Origin of the sequence: Ligilactobacillus acidipiscis DSM 15836, from assembly GCF_001435755.1 — a bacterium.
GTDB lineage: Bacteria > Bacillota > Bacilli > Lactobacillales > Lactobacillaceae > Ligilactobacillus > Ligilactobacillus acidipiscis.
In genome coordinates this window covers 1-620 of the sequence record NZ_AZFI01000342.1, presented here as the reverse complement: position 1 = coordinate 620, position 620 = coordinate 1, and the positions used below count along the sequence as shown (strand labels likewise).

The 620-nt window shown below is 47.3% G+C and carries 1 protein-coding gene; it reads left to right on the top strand.

The features are described 5' to 3' along the window. Positions 1 to 620, top strand: a 620-nt coding sequence (locus tag FC65_RS11035) for an IS701 family transposase (RefSeq protein WP_156408645.1), incomplete at both ends; no start/stop codon positions are given.

The window sequence follows — 620 nt, the reverse complement described above, 5'->3', positions numbered from 1 at the left end:
AGCACATCATTTTAGAGTGTGACAGCTGGTACCCTAAAAAGAACGTTGTAGAATTTGTTGAGAAACATGACAACGTTGATCTGATCGCCAATATCCGTAAGGATACCGCGCTGTATCAAATCCCACAGCGGACTGGTAAACGTGGCCGTCCTCGTAAATATGGCGCTAAGTTCAGTCTGACCGAGATCGGTTTGACTGATCAAAATGAACACTATGCAGTCGGAATGACCCACTGTATGACTAAATTATTTACCCGACCGGTCGAGCTCATTCGTTGTCAAAATCGTAGTGGCGGTGAACGCTTATTTATTTCAACCTTGGCTGTACAAGACATACCCGCACTGGCTCAGGGGCACCAGGGAGCTTGGCGGATCATGGACTTCTACGCCCAACGCTGGCAGATCGAGACTTACTTCTATGAGATCAAAAAATTCTGGTCCTTTGGCGGTTATCAAGTGCGGACACAGCATAAGATCGAAGCCCTGCATTTTATAGCCAACTTAGCTTATCTTTTGACTAAACTCCTGCCACAAAGGCAGACTGAGCGACAGGGCTTTTCGAGAGAAGGGACCAGTGCGCGCAAAAATGCGCTAAGCCACGCCATTACTGCAGAACGAATT